Raw genomic sequence first — 1,241 nt, forward strand, 5'->3', positions numbered from 1 at the left:
ACTAACTGCACGTATTGTTGGTAAGCGCGGATTTCTCGATCCACAGTTGCTAATGTCAAACCTTTCTCCAAAGCCTGGCTGATCAGCATCCTATCAAAGGGATCGCGATGGATCAGGGGCAATTTTGATAACTGAGTAACACTACCTTCATCAAGGTCGAGACTAGCAATTTGGTGAAGTTGACGCTGGTTTGGCAAAAACTTATCTGGTGGCTCTGGCAATGGTAGCTTACCCAGTTGATACTTGACTATTGCCTCCCAAACTGAAACAACACTCAAGTAGACTTCGTTATCTGGGTCGCGCATGATGTCTCGAACATCTGTCGATAGCATAGTGTCGCCACTGATGAACCATAGAAAAATATGCGTATCTAACAGAATTTTCACTAGTTCTCAAACCCGTCTAGAATCTCATCTGGCAACGGGGCATCAAAATCATCTGGCACTTTGAACTGGCCTAGACAGAGTCCATATGGACGTAACTGCTTTTGAGGAGTAGTTTCAGACTGCTGCTGTCCATACTTGCCCAACAAAAAATCAATGAAGTCTAATACCTGCTGCTGGAATACAGGTGGTAGCCCTTGCCATTTTACAAACAGCTCTTCCCTAGTTGTAGTAGGACTATCCATGATTTATTACCTTAAACTATAGTCCACTTTATTGTAGCTGGGAGAGAGTAGGAAATAGGGAACAGCGGATCTGGGAACAGGCAAGAGGGAACGCTGAGCTGAGTCCCGATCTCCCAACACTTTCGACAGTTGAGAAAACCGTTGCACTGGCGGCACAGTTGAGAGACTCGCCCCCGAAGTTCCTTTTTCTATCAATAGTGATCACAAAACCGTTGCACTGAGCGCACAGTTGAGACACTCCCTACTTCTAACTTCTGACTTCTAACTTCTGACTTCTAACTTTCGGACACTCCCCCCCGAAGTCCCGTTTCCGATCAATCGGTCTGCTGAAAACCATTGCACTGGCCGCACAGTTTTGAAAACCGTTGCACTGGCCGCACACTTCCGACACTCCCCCCTGCTCCCTTCGCTTAGCGTGGCCTAAGGCCTCAGCTCCCTGCTCCCTCGCAAAAAACCATTGCACTGAAAGCACACTTGAGAAAACCGTTGCACTCAAGACACACTTCTAACACTATTCCCTATTCCCTACTCCCTACTCCCTACTCCCTGCTCCCTTCGTGCTATACTAAAAGCGTTGGCTCTGGAACCGTGATCATGTACCAAATTCACTTGA

At 47.1% G+C, this 1,241-nt stretch carries 3 protein-coding genes; all 3 read right to left on the minus strand.

What is annotated here, in order from left to right; translation table 11 throughout:
* The coding region (locus F6K49_RS50395) for a type II toxin-antitoxin system VapC family toxin (protein WP_293110394.1) at nt 1-332 on the minus strand (332 nt) is incomplete at its 3' end.
* Between the two features lie 53 nt (nt 333-385).
* Entirely contained in the window at nt 386-628 is a 243-nt protein-coding gene (locus tag F6K49_RS50400; RefSeq protein WP_293110396.1) for a DUF2281 domain-containing protein, read from the minus strand.
* A gap of 28 nt (nt 629-656) precedes the next feature.
* On the minus strand, nt 657-866 hold the full coding sequence (locus F6K49_RS50405) for a hypothetical protein (protein WP_293110398.1): 210 nt from the start codon (nt 864-866) through the stop codon (nt 657-659).
* Nucleotides 867-1,241 lie beyond the last annotated feature (375 nt).

The sequence above is a fragment of the Moorena sp. SIO3I6 genome, assembly GCF_010672095.1.

What these genes read in the sequence shown, in the direction of transcription:
- F6K49_RS50400 (WP_293110396.1), bottom strand. Translation starts at nt 628, where the DNA reads ATGGATAGTCCTACTACAACTAGGGAAGAGCTGTTTGTAAAATGGCAA.